The organism is Ruminococcus turbiniformis (assembly GCF_020687545.1).
Lineage (GTDB): Bacteria > Bacillota > Clostridia > Lachnospirales > Lachnospiraceae > Mediterraneibacter > Mediterraneibacter turbiniformis.
The window spans coordinates 64,988-81,962 of record NZ_JAJEQX010000014.1 but is presented as its reverse complement, the minus strand read 5'-3'; the positions used below and the strand labels follow the sequence as shown (position 1 = coordinate 81,962).

Below are 16,975 nucleotides of genomic sequence, written 5' to 3'. Positions count from 1 at the left end.
CCGAAAAAAGAAGTTGAAAACGGGCTGTGAAAAGCAGTCCTTTGCATTTATGACACAAATGTTCCTTTCCGAATGATCGGGCTTTTTATCATAATAATTGCACATCTTCGCAATGGAATGAAAAATGCCATGCTGGCGGCACAAAGCCAGAATACCTTTCTTTTTCCACGCCTCTCCCATATTATATGGACATATCGTGGCCGCTACTAGATTGGGCAAAGGCGCGGTAGGCTTGCACCTGAAAAAAAACGAGAGAACAGAGAATATGTTAATTTGTAAGCGAAACCTATAGTATGCAGTTCAGGAGGGCTAACAGGGATAATCCGGCAGACCTGGCTGATGGATCTCTACGGCTTATTTGTATTAGCGCCATTCAGAAAGGAGGAAAGGCGGGGGAGTTCCTGCCAGATACCATGGAACAGATAACAGGCACAGTTGATAAGATCCGCTTTCGGAACGAAGAAAACGGATATACAATTCTATCTTTCGAGCCAGACCACGAGGAACTTCCGATTACAGTAGTTGGCACTTTCCTCAGGGTTGATGAGAAAGAACGCTTTACTCTCCATGGGATTTATACGAACCATCCAAAATACGGCAAACAATTCAAGCTAGACTTTTATGAGTCTGATTTTCCGGATAACGTAAAGCTCCTGGAAGAATACCTTGGGCGCGGTATTATAAAGGGGATTGGGAAGGTGCGTGCAAAAAGCATCGTTAAAAAGTTTGGAGCAGATGCAATTCAGGTTATGGAGCATACTCCGGAACGGCTAACAGAGATCCCTGGCATAGGGAAAAGGCTTGCAGAATTAATTGGGAACAGGGTGAAGGAACGTACTGTCATGCAGGAAGCGATGCTGAAGCTTACGAAGTATGGTATCGGGCCATCCCTCGGGGCAAAAATCTGGAAGAAATACAAGGAAGATACTTTCCATGTTTTGCAGACCAACCCATACCAGATGATTGAGGACATTGATGGGGTATCCTTTAAAACAGCCGATAAAATCGCAATGGAAATGGATATGCCAAAAGACTCTGCACGCCGGATACGAAGCGGCATCCTGTTCCTGTTGGATCAGATTATGTTATCAGGAAGTGTCTGCTGCCCGAAGGGACAGCTTTTAAATAATGCAGAGAAGCTCCTGGGCTCGGAACGTGTGGAGAAGGTACTGGACACAATGAACGGGTCCGGAATTATAACATCTGTTTTACGCGGGGATACTGAATATATTTACAAAGCAGCAATCTACGCAAAAGAAGTAAACTGTGCAAAAATGTTTGCCGAACTGTCAAGAAAGACCCCTGCCGATGATGCGGAGGCGGTAATCCGCAGCCTTAACGGGAACCTTGATGAAGTCCAGATGGGGGCGGTTAGGACTGCGGCGGAATCCGGCCTGATGGTCCTTACCGGCGGCCCAGGAGTCGGGAAGACCACTACCACCAATATGATCATCCAGTATTTCATCAAAAGTAAAAAGACAGTGCTCCTGGCAGCGCCGACCGGCAAGGCAGCGAAGCGGATGACGGAAGCAACCGGGATGCCGGCATCTACTATACACAGGATGCTTGGCATTGAGCCAGGTACTCAAGGATTCTCACACAACGAATACAATCCCCTTGAAGCAGATGTCGTAATCATAGATGAAACATCCATGCTGGACCTGTCTCTTGCATATTCCCTCCTACTTGCCATTCCTCCGGATGCAAGGCTCATACTGGTGGGAGACAGGAACCAGCTGCCGAGTGTTGGTGCCGGGAATGTCCTTGCCGATCTAATCGCCTCCAAAATCTGCCCTGTAGTCGAACTGACAAAAATATACCGCCAGGCGGCGGGCAGCGACATTATCAGGAATGCACACAGCATTCTGACTGGTGGATCCATTACACTTTCGAACAGGGATTTTTTCTTTAAAAACTGCGACACGGCAGAGGAGATCAAGGAAACAGTCCTGCATTATGTTGCCGACAGTCTTCCTGCTTTTACAGGGGAAAAGGAGATCCAGGTGCTTACGCCACTGAAGGTACGGGAGGTTGGCAGCACAAACATGAATCTACTCCTGCAGGAAAGATTAAATCCCGGCAAAGAGGACGTAAAAGGATTTCGCGAAGGGGACAGGGTAATCCATATCAAAAATAACTATATAATGAAAAAGACACTTCCAAATGGAAAAGTAGAAACAGGTATCTTTAATGGGGATACCGGAAAGATATTAAGCATTGACAAGGAACAGGAATATGTAGATGTGCTATTCGACGATGGATGCAAAGCACGTTATGAGTTTGAAGGATTATCCCAGTTAAATTTGGCATATGCCCTTACAGTACACAAAAGCCAGGGCTCGGAGTACCCAGTAGTGGTCATGCCGTTATACGACTATATCCCTGATATTACTACAATGAACCTGCTGTACACAGGGATTACGAGGGCAAAAAAGTGTATTGTGATTGTCGGCACTGCGCAAAGGTTTCAGAAGATTGCCAAAAATTTCCGGAAAGGGGCAAGATATACGGGACTTCAGGATGAACTTAAAGAAATAGCCGCAAGATGACCAGATGTTTAAGAAGCGGGATCAAGTTGCCCTGTGTGATTACCCATGTCGGAATGCCACAGATCCCTACGAAACGGATCCGGATCCTTTTCGTATCTACTCCTCCAGGCTTGGCTGTACGGATCTCAAACATGCTTTTTACCATAGCCTGGATGGTCTCTTTGCGGATCTGGCAGGAGACAGCCATATATTTACGAACAACCACTTCTGCAAAATATTCCGGCAAAAGGAAAATATTATTATTTTATCAATTGAAAGCACTTGGCTTTATACACAGAGCCATCGTATCGGTGCAAGTTGCGCGGAGTACTCTTGTGAACTACCACAGACCGTAAAGGTCAGTGGCTTCTGTTAAATGGTTCACCAGACTAAGAACTCAGAAATGAGGACTACGATAGACGGGTCATGACACCTTCGGTTGACGCAACAGACCGCTGCCCTGTCGGATATGTTTAAGTTGGGTCAGAGTAACCAAAACCCTGTGATATCTCCATGACAAGCCCGTTTATCATTGTCGAGTTTAAGACGGAACAGCTGTATGGCAACAGTACAGCAAAGTACGCACAACCTGCCATCCGGCAGAGTATTTATAAGGGGAAACTTATTGATGGTATCCGTCAAAGTTGTACCATATTAATGCAAGATAGCAAGCCAGAGGAACAGTCATGTCAAGGAAAAGACGGTAAAACCCGCTTGCTAGAGCGTATAGGTAGCATAAGCCTGTCTCCGCCAGTGCCGATTATTTTAGCGACACTGTATCCTGGGTGCGGAGTAAGGCAAAAAATCAATATTGAAATCCGGTACGTGGTCGCACAGGATGTCCGAATGGGCGATATTGATTAACCAAAGGTGGACGTAAAAGCAGAGAAGCACCTTAAAAACATATTATCTGAGGTAACGTGTATAATTTGGGACACGAGTGATTCCTGAGTACAGTGAAAGGTGGTTTATGGAATCAAAAAGTGGATAGTATTCAAAAAGGTACGAAATCGGCAAAACGTGCGCTCCGGCGTATTTCCGGGCGAGAGAACCGCTGGATGTCTGATGTCAATCATCAGATATCAAAGACACTCGTCAAACAATACGGGGAAGGCACACTGTTTGCCCTGGAAGACCTGACCGGCGTCAGCTTTGCGGAAGAGACTCTTTCCAAACGGAACACCAAAGGGCGCAAGGACCTGAAGACCTGGTCCTTCTTCCAGCTGGAGCAGCATCTCACTTACAAAGCACATGCCGCCGGCTCTGAAGTCATGAAGTTCGATGCAGCCTATACTTCCCAGAGATGCCCGAAATGCGGACGGATCCGGAAGGAGAACCGCCGCCATATGCAGCATGAATATGCCTGTGACTGCTACGGCTACCGTTCCAACGACGACCGCGTAGGCGCAATGAATATACAGGTTCTTGGGACACTGTATATTTCCGGTGACACAAATCCCCGGTTTGGGCCACGGAAAACGAATTAAAAACATTTTCCTGCCAGGCTTGTCCTGGGGGAACCAAAAAAACGGGTGCTGTCAACCACCCGGCGATGTGTCCGCAGTCCCCTGTACCGGGGAACGCATGCAAAAGCGCAGTCTGGGAGACTTACGTTAGGACCAGATGGGCGAGACACAAATCCAGGAAACTGTTTAGGGCAGGGAGCCTTTAGCAAGCCCCGATCCCTTTACGGGTCGGGGTAGTTGACTACGCCTTCCCGTTTCCCTTTCTAATAGGGAAACGGGTATAAAAAATCAAGAGGAGAAAATATGATCAGAACATTTATTGACGTTATTTTTATCTTTATGGGAATGGGAGTTGGATATCTTGTCGGATACTGTATTGGCAAGACTATCTAATCGAGCAAAAAGGATTGCAGATCCCGGTCTACACCATTGCTTACAACTATGATGACAACGGAGAACTCGAAACTCTTTCCAATATCAACGAAGCGGCCTTCTTAAATGCAGACAGTGATGACATTGTGAACCTGCTTCGTAACCTTTTTAAGAAATTCGGGCGAGAATTCTCGGTTACTTGTATCCGAGATGAAAGCCCGTTTTTTGTATCAACATCTACTATATGTAACAAATATATCTTAGATTTATAGTGTATACAGATACAAAATATGCTATACAATCTGTATGGAGAATAAATATACCCACGCAAGAACTTGCGTATATAACATCAATTACCATATTGTATGGTGTGTCAAATACCGTAGAAAAGTGCTTACTCCAACGATCAGCAGCAGGCTGCAGGAGCTGACACATGCCATCGCCGCCGATAAAGGGTTTACTGTCGTGAAGTGTAAAGTCGGTGACAATGACCATGTGCATTGTTTTGTATCAGCCCCGCCAAAGCTTTCGGTTACACAGATCGTAAAGTACCTGAAAGGGATCAGCGGCAACACACTCCTAAAAGAGTACCCGGAGATCAGGAATCACCTGTGGAAAGGGCAGCTTTGGAATGGGTCCTATTTTTGTGAGACAATCGGCTCAACGTCGGAAGAAAACATTATGCGGTATATTGAACGCCCAAAATACTGCCAATTATAAAGGGGATGTTCCATATGCCAAAAAGGTTTCCCGGACAAAGGGGAAAAGAGAAAGCAGACGCCGTAGAACAGGTGGCATACCGGTTTGAAGGATTTCCTGACACGGAACAGGAATGTCTGCTGCGGCAGTACATTGGGGCCGCACGGTTTCTGTGGAACCGGATGCTGGGCGAATGGAAATCAAGCTATGAAGAAAAAGGTCAGTCTGATCCGATCAAAACGCCAGCCGAATACAAGAAGGAACCCGGCCTCAAGTGGCTTCGGGACATGGATTCTTTATGCCTTTGTAATGTGCAGCTGAGGTTCACCAGTGCTGTAAATGATTTCCTTTTGGGTAAGAAAGGATATCCGCATTTCAAGAAAAAACATGCATGCAGGGATTCCTATACAACAAACCTTTCAAATGCAAAAAAGAAGAACCTTTATCTGGAAGGCTGTATGCTGAAGCTCCCAAAAGTGAAAGAACCGGTTAAACTCCGTGTACACCGTAAGATCAAAGCCGGTGGGCTGCTGAAAAGCTGCACCGTAACGCATGAGCCAAATGGGAAATGGTACTTTTCCCTGGTGTTTGAGTACCCAAAAAAATCGGTTGGGAAAAAGGCGGCACACAAGACAGAAGGGCAACTTCAGGCAATTGGGCTTGATATGTCCCTGCCTGAACTGTATGTTGACTCCAACGGGGACATCCCATCCTACCCGAAGCCTTACCGGAATATCGAGAAACGGATTGCCCGGGAACAGAGACACCTTTCGCGCATGGAAAAGGATTCCAATAATTATCAGAAGCAGTTGGTAAAGATCGCAAAGCTGCATGCGAAAGCCAAGCATCAGCGGGCGGATTTTTTACACAAACTGTCCTATCGTCTGGTAACGGACTACGACCTGGTCTGCATCGAGGATCTGGATCTATCGGCAATCAAGAAAGCCCTGTCATTCGGGAAATCCGTCAGCGATAATGGCTGGGGAATGTTTACGGATATGCTGGATTATAAAGCCGGTTGGTATGGATGCGTCATTATCCGTATTGATAAATGGTTCCCATCCAGTAAGAAGTGCAGTGTATGCGGCCATGTATACAAGGAGCTGAAACTCTCTGAACGCCAATATATCTGCCCGGAATGTGGAAACGTAATGGGGCGTGATCATCAGGCAGCCATCAATATTCGGAATGAAGGAATGCGGGTTTATTTAGATTCCCTATCCGCATAGATAAAAAAGCCTCATATCGGCAAAAAACCGGTGGGACACCGGGGTTAGCCTGTTGAACTACGGGGTGCGTGGTTACAGTCATGCCATAATATGTCACCCGGTCAAGCAGGAATAAAAGAAGATTTCGACGCTGGCTCCGCCAGCGAAGGTATCGGAAGCTCGGTTACTTGTATCCGAGTAGTTCACCGTAGAAATGTGAAGTTTCCGTTCTCAATTAGGCTCTCTTATTCAAAATTCTGAATATCTTAGATATACAGAACAATGTGGCTGCATCTCAACGAAAAAATTGCTGATATGCAGCCATTATTGCCTTATAATTCCATAATTTAATGCAGTGAACTACCACAGACCGTAAAGGTCAGTGGCTTCTGTTAAATGGTTCACCAGACTAAGGACTCAGAAATGAGTGCTACGATAGACGGGTCATGACACCTTCGGTTGACGCAACAGACCGCTGCCCTGTCGGATATGTTTAAGTTGGGTCAGAGTAACCAAATGAGTCCGATGATAGCCTGATAAGAAGTATCAGCAAAAAGTTATTGCTTAAAAAAAACGGTATTATGATATTGCAAGTTAACCATATTCCTCGAAACAGGAGGGAAAGAAAATGCAGAAAAATGAAGCACAGGAAGAAGTAATTAACACTATAAATGGTCAAATTCTGGTTATTGCGTGCCCGGGGAGCGGAAAAACAACCACGCTTTTACGGCGGATAAACCATATGGTGGAGTCAGGAATCCAAAATATATTGATGATAACGTTTACGGCAGCGGCTGCAGGAGAGATGCGTACCAGATATGCTGCGAACTACGGAAACCAGGAGGGGATAACCTTTAGTACAATCCATGCCTTATGTTTTGCAATCATCCGCAAATTTAAGGGATTTGCCAGGGATGACCTTCTTACGCCGGCGGAAACATGGAGCTTTTTTTACGATCTGTTGAAAAATGAGACACAGATAAATGACAAACAGGAGTTTATATCCGCCCTTTTAAATGACATTTCAGTTATGAAAAATAACCGGATTCCTGAAGGAAACTATAAGATGAATTGCTGTGATGACAGAGGATTATTTTTAAAACTGTACTGGGGTTACGAGTCGTTTAAAAAGGCAAACAGAAAAATAGATTATGACGATATGCTTGATATCGCATATTCCTCGTTAGATGGAGAGTGCCTATCATGGTTAAAAGAACAGTACCAGTATATTCAAGTAGACGAATATCAGGATACAAACTATATCCAACGCGACATTATCTACAAACTGGCCGGGGATAATGGCAACCTCGCAGTAGTTGGAGATGATGACCAGTCAATCTATGCTTTCCGGGGGGCAAGGCCTGAAATAATGCTTGGGTTCCAGGAACATTATCCTGATTGCAAAATTGTGCGTATGGGTACAAATTACCGTTCCTGTAAGGAAATAATCCATGCCGCTGACCATTTAATCAGTCATAACAAAACTAGATTTGATAAGGAGTTTCGTGCAACCCGAACAGGCCGGGGAAAAGTTGTATCATATATTACAAGGTCACGGAACACACAAAATATACTTGTTGTACAGAAAATTAAAGAACTCTTACATGCTGGAGAAAAGGATATAGCGATCCTATATCGAACAAACCGCCAGTCCGAAGCCTTTGCGGCGCTTTTTGTAGAAGAGAAAATCCCCTTTTTTTGTACTGAACCGATCAAAAGTAGATATGATCATTGGATGTATCGAGATATCCAGGCATATAGGAAGATTGCAGAAGGCAACGCAAAACCATACATTGTAGCACAGGCAGCAAACCATCCCCAGAGATGGATCAGTAAAGAAGTCCTGACAAATGGGTTGGATTTAACGTATATGCTTGACAGAGCAAATAAATTAAGGATAGACGAGTGGAAAAAGGAAAAGCAGGCAGACCAAATATATGAGTTTTATTTCGCTGTCAGAGAGTTTGCCAAACGGGACCCTGCTGCAGCAATTGATTACCTTTATAATCGTGCAAACTACAAAAAGTATATTGATGATTACGCACGATACAGAAACGAAGATGCAGATACATTGCATGAAATTTGGAGGCAGTATACAAAGGATCTTATAAAAGCTGGAAACGATTGGAACAAATGGGATCAATATGTAAGGAATTATGAAAAGGCGTTGAAAGATGCGTCTTCTGTCACAGATGGGGTCGTTTTGTCTACGATGCATAAGTCAAAAGGTTTAGAGTGGAAATATGTTTTCATTGTCGATTGCGTAACTGGATTTGCCCCATTTAAGCGTGCAGAATCACCAGATGAGTTAGAGGAGGAGAGGCGGCTGTTTTATGTGGCGGTTACGCGGGCAAAAGACTATCTGAGTCTCTTCGGATATAAAAGTACAGGAAAGGGACAAATTGTGCCATCTCCGTACCTGCTGGAAATGAAACAATAACTCTCTGTTTATCCATATTGGTAATGTAATCATTATAAAAGGAGGAACATTTAATGAACAAGGCAATTTTAGTAGGAAGGTTAACAAGGGATCCTGAAATCAGATATTCCCAGGGAGAAAATTCTACGGCAATCGGGCGGTATACAGTTGCTGTGGACCGCAGGTTCAAGAGAGAAGGCGAACCGGCAGCGGACTTTATCCCGTGTGTTGCATTTGGGAGGACTGCAGAGTTTGTAGAAAAATATTTCCGCCAGGGAATGCGCGTATCCGTTTCCGGGCGCATCCAGACCGGAAGCTACACGAACAGGGATGGTGTAAAAGTATACACAACTGAAGTGATCGTAGAAGAAAATGAGATTTCGGAAAGCAGGGCTGAGAGTGAAGCTTCGCGTGCATCCGGCAAGGGGCAGAAATCGAACAACAATCAGGCAGCACCGGCTACGCCGTCTACCAATTCAAATGACGACGGATTTATGAACATTCCGGATGGCATTGACGAAGAATTGCCATTTAATTAAGTGGAAAATGAAAAGAGAGGCTTGCCTCTCTTTTTGTTTCTGGAAAACGATAGTTGTGATATAATATTGCAAGGGCTAAATCTCGCATTAACGGACCGTAGGAAAATCAGAATGTGGGAAGGAGGTATGACATATGCCACAGAAAGGTGATGAAAAACAACAAGAAATCTATGAATACATTAAGGCTCAGACAAGCGAACGGGGATATCCTCCAACAGTACGGGAAATATGCGATGCTGTCGGCTTGAAATCTACAGCCTCCGTTTCTAAATATCTGGCACGGTTGGAAGAAAATGGATTGATCCGCAGGAGCCCAACGAGCCCACGGGCGATTGAAGTGATAGATAGCGTGGACGCTTCGTACCGAGCGGAACCGATACCGGTGATTGGGAGAGTTGCTGCCGGCAAACCGATCCTTGCAGACCAATACATAGATGATTACTTCCTGGCTCCCCAAAAATATGTCAATTCCAGTACTTATTTCTTAAGGGTCAAAGGCGACAGTATGATTAACGCAGGCATTTGTAATGGTGACCTTATCTTGGTAGACAGCGATTCCTCGGTGGATAACGGCGATATCGCTGTCATCCTACTCGGAGATGAAGCTACTGTAAAGCGATTCTTCGTAGAAGCAGACGGGTACTATCGTTTGCAGCCTGAAAATGACAGTATGGAACCTGTATATGTCAAAAATGTCCATATTTTAGGCCGTGTGATTGCTGCAATGAAGGTATTCCCGTAAACTACTCGGATACAAGTAACCGAGAATTCTCGCCCGAATTTCTTAAAAGAATAATTCTTCGGGATACAAAACGGAGAGGGAAATTTCCACTCTGTTCTGTATCCCATTATTTATGGATTTGGAGAAATGCATAACACAGAATCAAATCCCTCATGCTGCTTTGGCGGCTTAAGCAGTACATGCAGGAGCACAATCCCAATGGGCGGGACATGGCGCTCCCGCCTTCGATTATTCATAAGCGCAATGTGCAACGGCGTATTAATAAAAACAGCTGTGATCTGGACAGAAGCTCCAGCACTTTTCATGACATGGATTAACTTGGCTCTGGAATGAGCTCTGATATTCATGCTGTCGATCACAATATCTTTACCCGACGCCAATGTTTCTTTACATCTCCGGTGCATCTCAGCATGTACTTTCCGATGATTTCCCATGCAACTTTCTTTCCCATACCACTCTTTACGGATTGCGTCTGATCCGATGTATACAGCATCCGAGAAATATTTCTTTGCATATGTCGTTTTCCCAGCTCCCGGGATTCCGACCAAAATAATCGCTTTTGGCATATTCGCCCCTCCTTTTCCTGACTCTGACTTGGGTATATATAAATATGGTATGTCCTCAAAATGTATAGGATTTCTCAAAATGTTATGAATAAAGGGATGTGTCAGATTCAATTACCCATATTCTTTAAAACTATAAAGAAAAGATTAGAAAGAGAGGAGCACCATGTTAGAAAATTACGAAACAATTGAAGATATCATCCGTCCAGTACATATGGCAGGAGATTTCTACCGATACGATATCATTGATGGCCGTATTGTTAGCGCTACAGTCCGTATCCCGCTCGATAAGCCTGATGTGATAAATTACCTTGAACAAATTGGCTGGAAACGTGAGCAAACTGAAAAAATCCGTGTCCCATGCCAGGGCAATGGTCAGATCCAGGGCTGGCTCCCTCCGGCTGCGGAAGACCAGTGTATTGTAACGCAGCGGATGTCCATCTATTTTTGAGCGGGGAAGAAAAGAACGTTCATTACAAATATAACCAAAGGAAGGAGGCGCAGGAGCAATGCTCCTGTAAAACAACATGCAGATCTTAAAAGCAGCATTCAAAGACCGGGAATACCGGAAAAAGATATTGATGACACTTCTGATCCTGGCACTATGCCAGGTGGTCATGTCGATCCCGACCCCAGGTGTCAACCCCGGGTTTTTCACAGTCGGTGACAATGGAGCTTTACAGTTTTTGAATATGATCACAGGTAACAGCCTGTCCCAGATGACGGTAGGAGCCCTTGGGATTACACCGTATATTACGGCCTCTATTATTATCCAGTTGATGGCGCTCGCATTCCCGTCTCTGAAAGAATACCAGAAAAGAGGAAAAAGGGAGCAAGACATCATTGAATGGGCCACAATTATCTCTGGTACAGTCCTTTCACTTTTCCAGGGAATTTTACTTGCAGTTTCCTACGGAAGGGGAGGGCTTTTGATGGATTATAAATGGTACTGGGTGCTTTGCGCTGCTTCCGTATGGGCACTCTGTACATTCATCACGTCACTGGCCGGGAAGTGCATCAAGGACAAGTTCGTCGGAAATGGTATTTCGCTGATCCTTACCATGGGGATATTAAGCTCCTACCCGTCAGGGTTCGCTACAATCTATGAAGTGTTCCTTTCGGGGAGAAAGATCCCTGTGATGGTAAGCATTGGAATTGGGATCGCAGTTTTCATTTTCCTGCTTTTCTCGTTTGCAATTGCTGTCCAGGAAGGGCAGAAATCCATCCCTGTAGTACACTCAGGAAAACTTGCTGCATCAGGGCCAATGCGCTCAGAAATCCCGCTGAAATTATGCCCGGGGAGTGTTATCCCTGTGATCTTTGCATCTACCGTCCTGTCACTCCCGGTTATGATCGCGCAGAGTTTTGGTGTTGATAACTGGCTGGTGCAGCTGTTAAATACAACGGAATGGTTCGATCCGTCTGATCCCGAAAAATCAATTGGGGCAGCGCTTTATATTATCCTGATATTCGCGTTTTCCATCTTTTATGCCGGGATTGTATTTAACCCAATGGAGATCGCGGATAACCTGAAAAAAACAGGGGCATCTATTCCGGGAATCCGGCCAGGGACAGCAACACAACAATATTTAAGAAACCAGATGCGCTGGACCGTAACGATCGGAGCAGGCGCGCTATGTATAATCGCCCTAATCCCCCTTATCATAAGCGGGATATTTAACATCGGCTCCATCTCGTTTTTGGGTACATCTATTATCATTGTCACAGGGGTCACCCTAGACACACGCAAACAGATTGAAACCAGCGTCCGGGGTGGGGTCTATATGGATGCAGTAAGGAAGGGAGGCATTTTCCATGGGAAAAAATAAAAAAAGCAGGAACCCGGTTCAAATGTTGAAAATACTTGTCAGCGAGTACAAACAAATTTCATTTCCAGGCCGGAAAAAATTATTTAAGGACACAATATTTGTCCTTATAATGGCGCTGATCTTTGGAATCCTGTTCTCGTCGATCGGTGCATCAGTTACAGAGGGGATTTCCTTCCTGCTTGGGCAATTATAAGAAACAGCGCACAAAATCATAATGAAAGGAGAGGTGAGGCAGGGGACACTCTGTCTGGACTGCATGAAAATATTACATAGTAAACACGTCTGGAATTTCGTTACATTTCATTTCAAAACGCGCGAAGTAAGGTGTACATATCTGAGACTCCACGGATTTTCGCTCCTGCCACGGGTTATCCCACATTACAGCAGGCAGGACGTGAAAATCTTCCAATGGTTATGTTTCCAGTTTGGACAGACGCCCATTGGCGTATTGGTCAGGGACAGTAAACATGCTATTGTACAGGACCAGTCAAAGAATGGGTACCGTGTCAGGCCGGCTTTTGGAAGGAAGGAAAGAAATTATATCAGCCGCATGATCAAAATCAGGGGGAGGGCATCTCTCCCATATTAAATTATGCGGCTGAAACAAAAACCTCAAATCCCCGTCTGACTAGCATACAGGGAAAGCGGGGGCTGCAAAGTATTCTGCCGAATCTTATAGAAAGGATGGAAAATGATGACAGTATTGGATTATTTAAAAAAAATAGAATATAACGATAAGGTGGGCGAAGGAATTAATGCCCTGGAGGAGCTTTTTACTAATACCAGTATTTCTGACCTGCAGGATATGAAGGTATATCTTATGATGCAGGATGGTGAGCAGGCGAAAAAGATCCTGCACGTAATGGACCGGCTGGAAAATGCTTTCGAGGCAGTTAACTCCAATATTGACAGTTATTCCGAACAATACAGAGAATTCCTTAATATGATTGAAGAATGCAACGAAAAAGGCGTTACAGCTAAGGAGTTTGCGAAAGCACAGGAAGACAAGCCGTACTACGATGTGGTCTACAAAGACCTGCAGTTTATGGTTGCCGACTCTACTACTGGGATTTCTGTACTTAAAACGGTATATTCTATTTCTGAGTGGCGAGAACTAGAAGATGATGAACTGTCAGAACCAGGAGAAACCACATTTTATATCAGGAATAAAATCACCGGTAAAGAGGTTGATACGAAAACAGACCCGTATTTTGCCGATTATGAATTGATGGTGTCGATGAATGGAATTATCAGCCTGCTTCAGTATGGTGCTGTAATTTCATTTGCAGATTCCAAGATCTATGAAGTCTTTTTCGGAAAACGGAATCACTAAAAGAAGGGAAAGGTTACAATGACAATGACACGGAAACAGGATATTTTGTCCTTTATCGGCAAGTACATGGATAAACACGGGTATGCGCCGTCCATAGAGGAAATAGGGGAAGGCTGCGGGTTAAAAAGCAAATCAACCGTCCACAATTATTTGAAACAGATGTTTGCGGATGGAACCCTTGAGACAGAATCCCCCGGATGTCCCAGAGCTTTCCGTATATCTTCTGTGGCAGAAAAGAAGACGTTGTCTGAGCAAAGTGAGTTGCCAAATTAAGAAACGGGTATTTTGCCAAATTCTGTCTGTAACATAAAAAGTAGGGAGGAAGGAATAATGGCAAACCCGAACAATAATGGGACATATGTAGGAAAAGTCTTAAAAAAACCGATATTTGTCCACAATAGGGAAGGGATTGATTTCCAGGCTCGCTGGACGCTTTGTGTCAGGCGTGACTATAAAAACAGGAAGGGCGAATATGATTACGATTTTATCCCAATGCGCCTGTATGGCGACGAAAGCCGGTTGAAAATTGCAAGGCGCCTGGAAGAAAAGGATGTAATCATTGTCACTGGTTGTACAGTGACAGAAAGCTATGATACAAAGAACGGCAGAAAATTTAATATGTACATCAGAGTAGAAAAAATAAATTTCCCGCCGCGTACATCCTATAACCCGGAAACGGTAATCCGGGAAGAAACTGACTTTCTTCCGTTCGGATGATAAAGGATGCTATACGCATCCTTTTTTCATCACATATCGGCTATGTGGTTTCCTGTCACAGACCGCCTCAGCAGGATGTATATTTTGCCTGCAAAAAAAGGTGGTCTTCGCAAACAGATATACTGTAATTAAATTCAGAAAAGGAGGAAGTCTGATGGACGCAAAGAATCTGAGTGAATTAAAGATCGGCCAGGAACAGTATATTGATGTACTTGTACAGAATATAAAGAAGATGACAGCCAGAAACGGCACGCCTTATGAGCGGCTTACTATCCGGGATAATAACGGAAATGAGGCATGTGTATTAAATTGGGGAACGCCGTTTACGCAGGAGCTTCCGGCGGTGATCCGGCTCCGTGTAATGACGGAAGAATATCAGGAATCCCCCTCCTACCGGATGATGGCGTTTGAGGAGTCTTCGGAAAAGAAGGAAAATTTCCTCCCGAAAGCGCAAATTAATATGCGAGAAACATGGAAGGAGCTGACAAATATCATTAAAACCATCCGACCTGACCTGATGCAGATAGCAAGCGGCGTGCTGATGGAAAACCAGAAACGGTTCCTGTACCTGCCATTGTCTGAAAAAGACGGATACGCACGGCAGTGCGGGATCCTTGAAGCAACGGCAAAACTTGTAAAACTTGCGTATTACTCCGCAGAAACACTCGACATGGATAAAGACCTTGCGGCGGCTGCAGCGTCCCTTTATTACATCGGAGCTACGCTGTGCATGGATTCCAGTTTCCTTGCAACGCCTGATGATATCCTTTTGGGATCGGGGTTAGCGTCTTACAGCAAGGTGTTTGAGTGGGCAAGCAAAAACGGAAAGACGGATTCTGCAGACTTTAAGCTTTTGTGCCATATCCTTGTAAGCCGTAACAAGGGCATAGCGACAGCGATCCCTGAGGCAATGCTCCTGCGGCATCTGGATGCGGTCGTTACCGGCGCAGACTCCATACAGGCGGAACTGAACCATGCAGAACCAGGAACGATTACAAAAGTATACGGTTATGGAAAATACTATGCAAAGAAATAATAGGCGGGAATTTTTCCCACCTTTTTGTTTACAAGATGTAAGTAATTATTTTATAATACAAAAAGCGAAGGGAGGGCACTACCGTGACATATGAGCTGAAAGGAAAATCTGTCGAGATTACAATTCGGGCAGACAATAATTATATCTATGGAAAAGCGGAAGGCGATTGTATCCATCCCTACCCGATCGTGAAGGATAATCGCCTGATCCGAACCTCTCTTAGTGAACACGAAATAGGGTACAGGATGAAATTAGTGCATCCTGAAAACCCGGCATATATCAATGCCAGCAAAGAAAAAATGTACCGTACCCTGGTACTATCTTTTGATACAGAGATCCGGCATCCCTACCATCCGGAGTAATGATAACAGGAAGCGGCAGTGCCGCTTTTTTTCTTTTTCCTTTTTTCATATTGTTAATGATTTAAAAGAAAAAAGGAGGAATTCTACATGAACAAAGCAAGCATACTTGAAAGCCTTGATAAGGTCAGGAAAGTAACCAAGAATACGGACGGGATCGAAGGTGCCGTTTTGTTGGAAGCCAAAAATAAAATACTTTCTATGACAGGGTTTAACAGGTTTGGAATCACAATTAAGACATGGTGTGACATCTATGAGGAATCAGAATGGTCCTGCGCCGTGAATGCTTTAAATTTGATGATGGTATTAAAGCAGCTCCCGGACGATGATATTACGATTGAGCTTAGTAAAGAACAGCTGATTCTGTCAGGCAACTTTTCTAAAGTTGAATTGAGGACATTCGATTTATCTTTGTGGCCGGATTTACCCCAGTTGAATTCACCGGTTAAAGTCCGGATTCAGTCAAGGATGGTACTTGAGACTGCCCATGCAACGGCAAAAACCGGATCAGGGAATTCCCTGAACAGCTCGTATCATCTGGTAGTTGCAGGGGGGCAGAGCTGCATTACCACAACCGATGGCTTTCGGTTTTCTATTCGTGGAGAAACAGAGAATGGAGGCAAGAAGGAAGTGGATGCTGTGATCCCGTCTACTTTTATGGGGTTAACTGCCACAGTTGCTGATGATGTGGATCTGGAGATCGATGGTGACCTACTCTGCGCCAGCTTTGAGAATGTGACAATCTGGGGGAAAACTTTCCCGGGCATGTATTACAACATTGATAAGATCCTCAATATTAATCCAAAAACCACTGTTTCAACAGATCTGGACGAATTAATCAACGCAATCCAGCTTTCAATGGCCCTGATCAACAAAAAGGATGAGTGGCGGATCTTACTTGACATTTCACGAGAAAATGGAATCCTTGTCAGGAATGCAGGAAAGACGTATGGGGAAGCCAAAAGCAGGGTGCCGGCCAAAGTAGACGGCGAGGACCTTAAAATCTGCTTTAATGGAAAATTTCTCTTGAATGCGCTTCAGACAGTACCCTCAGACTCTCCCATAGTATTTACCGGGCAGACCGGGCTCTCAGTGATCCGTGGAGTTGATAATGGGCTGCCTTTTATAGAAGGGATTTTACCTTGCAGGTATGCGTAGAAGACAA

17 protein-coding genes are annotated in these 16,975 nt (G+C 44.6%); 16 read left to right on the top strand and 1 reads right to left on the bottom strand.

What is annotated here, in order from left to right; all coding sequences use genetic code 11:
- Positions 1-293 precede the first annotated feature (293 nt).
- The 7 genes from recD2 to lexA all read left to right on the top strand — a co-directional run bounded on the left by recD2 (position 294) and on the right by lexA (position 9,973).
- The gene (recD2, locus tag LKD70_RS09335; protein WP_227707755.1) at positions 294-2,549 is read left to right on the top strand and encodes an SF1B family DNA helicase RecD2; all 2,256 of its coding nucleotides are present in this window, start codon (positions 294-296) and stop codon (positions 2,547-2,549) included.
- A 935-nt stretch (positions 2,550-3,484) separates the two neighbouring features.
- Entirely contained in the window at positions 3,485-4,015 is a 531-nt protein-coding gene (locus tag LKD70_RS09330) for a transposase (protein WP_320442598.1), read from the top strand.
- A gap of 657 nt (positions 4,016-4,672) precedes the next feature.
- Entirely contained in the window at positions 4,673-5,086 is a 414-nt protein-coding gene (gene tnpA / locus LKD70_RS09325) for an IS200/IS605 family transposase (RefSeq protein WP_227707753.1), read from the top strand.
- A 14-nt stretch (positions 5,087-5,100) separates the two neighbouring features.
- Positions 5,101-6,294 (top strand): RNA-guided endonuclease InsQ/TnpB family protein, encoded by a 1,194-nt coding sequence (locus LKD70_RS09320; protein WP_227707752.1) that lies wholly within the window; start codon positions 5,101-5,103, stop codon positions 6,292-6,294.
- A gap of 607 nt (positions 6,295-6,901) precedes the next feature.
- A complete protein-coding gene (locus LKD70_RS09315) occupies positions 6,902-8,713 on the top strand; it encodes an ATP-dependent helicase (protein ID WP_227707751.1) in 1,812 nt (603 codons plus the stop codon).
- A 53-nt stretch (positions 8,714-8,766) separates the two neighbouring features.
- The gene (locus LKD70_RS09310) at positions 8,767-9,231 is read left to right on the top strand and encodes a single-stranded DNA-binding protein (protein WP_227707750.1); all 465 of its coding nucleotides are present in this window, start codon (positions 8,767-8,769) and stop codon (positions 9,229-9,231) included.
- A gap of 133 nt (positions 9,232-9,364) precedes the next feature.
- The gene (lexA, locus tag LKD70_RS09305; RefSeq protein ID WP_227707749.1) at positions 9,365-9,973 is read left to right on the top strand and encodes a transcriptional repressor LexA; all 609 of its coding nucleotides are present in this window, start codon (positions 9,365-9,367) and stop codon (positions 9,971-9,973) included.
- Positions 9,974-10,083: 110 nt separating this feature from the next.
- Here the strand turns inward: lexA and LKD70_RS09300 are convergent, their stop codons facing one another.
- Positions 10,084-10,539: an ATP-binding protein gene (locus tag LKD70_RS09300; protein ID WP_227707748.1), complete on the bottom strand. Its 456-nt coding sequence runs from the start codon at positions 10,537-10,539 to the stop codon at positions 10,084-10,086.
- Between the two features lie 163 nt (positions 10,540-10,702).
- Between LKD70_RS09300 and LKD70_RS09295 the strand changes: the two genes are divergently transcribed.
- From LKD70_RS09295 to LKD70_RS09255, 9 genes are all read left to right on the top strand, one after another.
- The gene (locus LKD70_RS09295; protein WP_227707747.1) at positions 10,703-10,987 is read left to right on the top strand and encodes a hypothetical protein; all 285 of its coding nucleotides are present in this window, start codon (positions 10,703-10,705) and stop codon (positions 10,985-10,987) included.
- 76 nt (positions 10,988-11,063) lie between these two features.
- The gene (secY, locus tag LKD70_RS09290) at positions 11,064-12,365 is read left to right on the top strand and encodes a preprotein translocase subunit SecY (RefSeq protein WP_227707746.1); all 1,302 of its coding nucleotides are present in this window, start codon (positions 11,064-11,066) and stop codon (positions 12,363-12,365) included.
- Positions 12,352-12,558: a preprotein translocase subunit SecE gene (gene secE, locus LKD70_RS09285; protein ID WP_227707745.1), complete on the top strand. Its 207-nt coding sequence runs from the start codon at positions 12,352-12,354 to the stop codon at positions 12,556-12,558. Before secY ends, secE begins: the two co-directional genes overlap by 14 nt.
- Positions 12,559-13,056: 498 nt before the next feature.
- Positions 13,057-13,698, top strand: coding sequence for a hypothetical protein (locus tag LKD70_RS09280; protein ID WP_227707744.1), 642 nt, complete (start codon positions 13,057-13,059; stop codon positions 13,696-13,698).
- A gap of 18 nt (positions 13,699-13,716) precedes the next feature.
- On the top strand, positions 13,717-13,971 hold the full coding sequence (locus LKD70_RS18770; protein ID WP_407690941.1) for a LexA family protein: 255 nt from the start codon (positions 13,717-13,719) through the stop codon (positions 13,969-13,971).
- Positions 13,972-14,028: 57 nt separating this feature from the next.
- Positions 14,029-14,415, top strand: coding sequence for a single-stranded DNA-binding protein (locus LKD70_RS09270; RefSeq protein ID WP_227707743.1), 387 nt, complete (start codon positions 14,029-14,031; stop codon positions 14,413-14,415).
- 154 nt (positions 14,416-14,569) lie between these two features.
- Positions 14,570-15,451, top strand: coding sequence for a hypothetical protein (locus tag LKD70_RS09265; protein WP_227707742.1), 882 nt, complete (start codon positions 14,570-14,572; stop codon positions 15,449-15,451).
- Positions 15,452-15,534: 83 nt separating this feature from the next.
- Positions 15,535-15,813 (top strand): hypothetical protein, encoded by a 279-nt coding sequence (locus LKD70_RS09260; protein ID WP_227707741.1) that lies wholly within the window; start codon positions 15,535-15,537, stop codon positions 15,811-15,813.
- An 87-nt stretch (positions 15,814-15,900) separates the two neighbouring features.
- Entirely contained in the window at positions 15,901-16,968 is a 1,068-nt protein-coding gene (locus LKD70_RS09255) for a beta clamp domain-containing protein (protein WP_227707740.1), read from the top strand.
- The last annotated feature ends 7 nt before the right edge of the window (positions 16,969-16,975 follow it).

What these genes read in the sequence shown, in the direction of transcription:
- recD2 (WP_227707755.1), top strand. Translation starts at nt 294, where the DNA reads ATGCAGTTCAGGAGGGCTAACAGGGATAATCCGGCAGACCTGGCTGAT.
- tnpA (WP_227707753.1), top strand. Translation starts at nt 4,673, where the DNA reads ATGGAGAATAAATATACCCACGCAAGAACTTGCGTATATAACATCAAT.
- LKD70_RS09320 (WP_227707752.1), top strand. Translation starts at nt 5,101, where the DNA reads ATGCCAAAAAGGTTTCCCGGACAAAGGGGAAAAGAGAAAGCAGACGCC.
- LKD70_RS09315 (WP_227707751.1), top strand. Translation starts at nt 6,902, where the DNA reads ATGCAGAAAAATGAAGCACAGGAAGAAGTAATTAACACTATAAATGGT.
- LKD70_RS09310 (WP_227707750.1), top strand. Translation starts at nt 8,767, where the DNA reads ATGAACAAGGCAATTTTAGTAGGAAGGTTAACAAGGGATCCTGAAATC.
- lexA (WP_227707749.1), top strand. Translation starts at nt 9,365, where the DNA reads ATGCCACAGAAAGGTGATGAAAAACAACAAGAAATCTATGAATACATT.
- LKD70_RS09300 (WP_227707748.1), bottom strand. Translation starts at nt 10,539, where the DNA reads ATGCCAAAAGCGATTATTTTGGTCGGAATCCCGGGAGCTGGGAAAACG.
- LKD70_RS09295 (WP_227707747.1), top strand. Translation starts at nt 10,703, where the DNA reads ATGTTAGAAAATTACGAAACAATTGAAGATATCATCCGTCCAGTACAT.
- secY (WP_227707746.1), top strand. Translation starts at nt 11,064, where the DNA reads ATGCAGATCTTAAAAGCAGCATTCAAAGACCGGGAATACCGGAAAAAG.
- secE (WP_227707745.1), top strand. Translation starts at nt 12,352, where the DNA reads ATGGGAAAAAATAAAAAAAGCAGGAACCCGGTTCAAATGTTGAAAATA.
- LKD70_RS09280 (WP_227707744.1), top strand. Translation starts at nt 13,057, where the DNA reads ATGATGACAGTATTGGATTATTTAAAAAAAATAGAATATAACGATAAG.
- LKD70_RS18770 (WP_407690941.1), top strand. Translation starts at nt 13,717, where the DNA reads ATGACAATGACACGGAAACAGGATATTTTGTCCTTTATCGGCAAGTAC.
- LKD70_RS09270 (WP_227707743.1), top strand. Translation starts at nt 14,029, where the DNA reads ATGGCAAACCCGAACAATAATGGGACATATGTAGGAAAAGTCTTAAAA.
- LKD70_RS09265 (WP_227707742.1), top strand. Translation starts at nt 14,570, where the DNA reads ATGGACGCAAAGAATCTGAGTGAATTAAAGATCGGCCAGGAACAGTAT.
- LKD70_RS09255 (WP_227707740.1), top strand. Translation starts at nt 15,901, where the DNA reads ATGAACAAAGCAAGCATACTTGAAAGCCTTGATAAGGTCAGGAAAGTA.